General features: G+C 45.6%; 2 protein-coding genes and 1 pseudogene. All 3 read right to left on the reverse strand.

What is annotated here, in order from left to right; all coding sequences use genetic code 11:
* Nucleotides 1-513 (reverse strand): annotated as a pseudogene (locus QAS77_RS10910) (COG1361 S-layer family protein); the annotation flags it as partial.
* A 51-nt stretch (nt 514-564) separates the two neighbouring features.
* Nucleotides 565-1,605 (reverse strand): COG1361 S-layer family protein, encoded by a 1,041-nt coding sequence (locus QAS77_RS10915; RefSeq protein ID WP_305065545.1) that lies wholly within the window; start codon nt 1,603-1,605, stop codon nt 565-567.
* 65 nt (nt 1,606-1,670) lie between these two features.
* Nucleotides 1,671-3,811 (reverse strand): efflux RND transporter permease subunit (locus QAS77_RS10920; RefSeq protein WP_305065546.1); only part of this gene is annotated, 2,141 nt, incomplete at its 5' end.

A 3,811-nucleotide genomic window follows, 5' to 3' on the forward strand; every position in this document is an offset into this window, starting at 1 on the left:
GTCCAAGCGCATCGGGTAACTTCCAGACCCTGCATTGTTCGAGATCTCGATATTGAACTTCACAGGAGACTCGGTCTGCTGACCTGATACAAGGGTCCCGGCTTCCTGAGGACCAGACTTGACATCAACATCCGGATCAAGGGAGGTCAGAACTGCTACAATACCAATTGCAGTGGTGCGCTGTGCTTCGTATGACATTTCAGTGCTCTGCAACTTCTGTTCCAGCTTATCAAGGAATTTCTTGTCCTCTTCCGATTCGAATCCCGTAATAAGACCTTTGTTCATAAGATCGAGGTTCAAAGTAACGGAATCTCCACGCTCAAATTCATTATCACCCACAAGGGTTGCAGTCACATCCGGGCCGCCATACACAGTATAATAGTTGTCATCGAAATTGAAGAAATCAGGCAGGTCAGCATTAGCTGCCGTAAACTCAGCACTTGCAGGAATTGCACAAAGGAGCAAAACCGCAAGTGAAGCCATAATTGGCAAAGCATATCTGGAATCGGTCATTTTCACCATAATTAGTCCTCTTGATATTGTAAATTAGATAATTTAAAAATATTATTTAGCTTTTTTAGCCTTCCTCAAAGTATTGTAGCCCATGTAGATAACCAGCAATAGAATTCCTACAAATGCTACAAGAGTGATACTTATGCTGGACTCCCTGGACCTTATCGGAACCTCAACAAAGATGTTATCCGAAAACTCGATCTCGCCATCATCATTGCGATATTTGACCTCACTATCGATACCATAGATCTTCTCGACAACAGATATTTCCGAAGCAACATTGAATGAAACGGTCTTACCTTCACCTGAGGCAACGTTCCCAAGATCAACGACCGATCTGCTAGAGCTCAAAGGTTTCATCGTAATGATGCGGGCATATGCATCATGTGCTTCGACCTCACCGATATTCGTATAGGTCACATTGATAGTACCAGATTGTCCTGACGTAAGTTCCCCTTCGACCTCAGAGACCACGAACTTTGCAGAAGGTTCGATGATAACCGGGATCAGAAGCGTCGTATTCCTGATCTCGTAGAAGGTCGTATGATCAACATCAGGCAGACCGATCCTAACAGTAATTCCATCGGTCATCTCCACCCCATCCTGGAATTCATAGCTCACAGGGAGCAAAAGCATATAGCTACCTGCTGGAGCATTGTCAGAGATAGTTATCGTAAAGGCCATCGGATCAGTAGGGAGTACACCCGGTGAAAGCTTTTCAAGAGTCTGAACACTCGTAACCGGATCGACCTCTATATGATCTGTAGAAGATATCATCTCAGCCTTAATGCCGAATGCTGTTGTTCTCAAAGACTCATATTCAAGCTCCTTTAAGGACAAGGAATGCAATCCCTCGTCCGTTCCCACATCGCCTTTTGCCTTAAAGCCATGCAAAACACCTCTGTTAGAAAGAACAACACGCACCTGTGCAGTCTCCCCTCGTTCGAACTCAACGTCCCCCAGAACGGAAGCATAGATATCCGGTTCACCATATCCGTCATAATAATTGGTGGAAAATTCATGATTCGGCTGCATGAACTCTTTTGCTTCCGCCAAAGGGGAAACTGCCAGAACGAGCAAAGCTACAGCCAACAAAAATGTTAGCATGAACGCCGAATTAACATATTTCTGTTTTTTTGTATATTTACAATTCATCATCAAAAGGCATCAGCCCCCGGTTCATTGCCATAAGTACCTATTTCTGTACCCAGTTCTTTATTTTCAAATGATCCGTCAAGTAACGTTTTTGCTGCTTTCCTCTTCTCACGGAAATTGTCAAGCAGAACCATAACCGGCGGGAAGATCACAAACGTTGCGAACAGAGCAAGTCCCACATCTATTACAGTGATAACACCAAAGCTACTGATCATATTGAAATCGGACACCACCAGTGCACAGAATCCAAACAGCGTAGTCAGTCCTGAAGTTATAATGGCCTTACCGATCTTGATACCCGCTTTCGACATAGCTTCCTCAGGAGTGGCACCTTTTTCTTTTTCCTCGAAATACCTCTCCATCATCAGCACAGCATACTCCGAACCAACACCAAGGATCAGGGCACCCAGTGTAGCTGTCATGGGTGTATAGTCCATACCCATAAGATACATCAGGCCTCCTGACCAACCAATGACCATGAACATGGTAATAACGGGGACAAGCGCTTTGAGAAGATCACGATAGATCAAAAGCAACCCGCCAAATACCAGACCAAGGCCAAGATACGTCATGAACACCCTTCCAGATGTAAGGGCCCCGATAACTTCTGTAAAGACCACATTGCTTCCGGTTATCGTTGCAGATACACCCGGCGGCGGAGCCATCCACACCATGTCATCCTCGACAACATCGATAAGAACTTCAATGCCTTCCATACCAAGACCGCCCATTGCATCACCAATGTTCAGATTAAGCAACAGCATATTCCCACCATACATGAAGCGCTCTTTCTGCTGAGCAGGCATCTGATCATACAGAGCATTTATCTCAGCCTCACTATCGGGAATGATGCCACCATTCATTGAACTGATGACAGAGGCCATACTCTCCGCTCCGAGAATACTGCTTCGACTATCGACCTCATGCTCAGCAAACTCATCCATCCATTGCAGAAGTTCAGGATCAGCCACATTATTAGTCTTTATAATTATGTTGAACTGGTCCTCACCCCCGGTGATATCAGAAAGATGCCCAAGGTCTATCAGCGCAGGAAGGTCCTGCGGAACGAACGCCTCCGTATCGGTCTGGATACCTACTTGAGTATCGGCCACCAATCCCGCCGTACAAGTAAGAAGAGCTATAGAAAGGACCAGGAAAGGATGCTTGATAGTGAAGGTGGTGGTACGTCCAAGCAATCTTTCCATAATATCCGGCTTAGCATCTTGAGTAGAAGAGGATGTTTTCGACTTGCTTCTGCCAGTTAAAGATAATTTTCCAAATTTCTCCTTGCGTATCGATTGCATGTGGTTAAGACCATATATCACGGTCACCCCGACAAACAGGGATGCAAGGAAACACATTACAATACCTATGAGAAGCAATTTTGCAAAATCCTGTATCATAGGTACGCTGGAGGTCAGAAGAGAGAAGAAACCCAGTGAAGTAATAATAAGTGCGATCAGAACAGCAGGGCCTGTGTGCTTGATAGTATCCACCACGGCAGCCTCAGGAGATTCACCCCGTTCAAGTTCTTCTTCGATACGATTATGGAACTGGATAGCATAATCAATACCAAGCCCAATCAATACAGGGAAAGCTGCCATTGAAACCATTGTCATGGGTATCTCCAGATAACCCATAGCTCCGAACGTATAGATGATTCCCAGCAACACAATTGCCAATGGCATAAGCCTCCACCTGACATGACCAAATACCAGGTAGAGTACCACTATCATCAATATGACTGAAAGGCCAAGCAATACAGCCATGCTAGACATCATTGCATTGTTCATGGAAACCATGAAAGCCGGCTCTCCGGTAACCACTACATTATAGTCAGGAGGGAACTCCGCCATTGCGACCGATACCTCAAGTTCACGCAGAACCTCCTGTTTCTGTTCGTCTGAGGTTGAACCTGCCATCTCCACATACATTAGAGTATGAGTAGCATCAGGCATCAATCCCTCCGGCACATAGTCCCTTATCAATGTTGCAAGTTCCGCATCATCTTCAGGCAATGCTGCTTCACCGTTCACTTTGTAATTGGCATCCTTGATAACAGATGTCGCACTTTGCACCCCCACAACACCAGGAAGTGACAACGTCATGTGTTCGAACCGGTCCATCGCCTGCAGTGCAGCAG

The sequence above is a fragment of the Methanococcoides sp. genome (assembly GCF_030594565.1).
Classification (GTDB): Archaea; Halobacteriota; Methanosarcinia; order Methanosarcinales; family Methanosarcinaceae; genus Methanococcoides; species Methanococcoides seepicolus.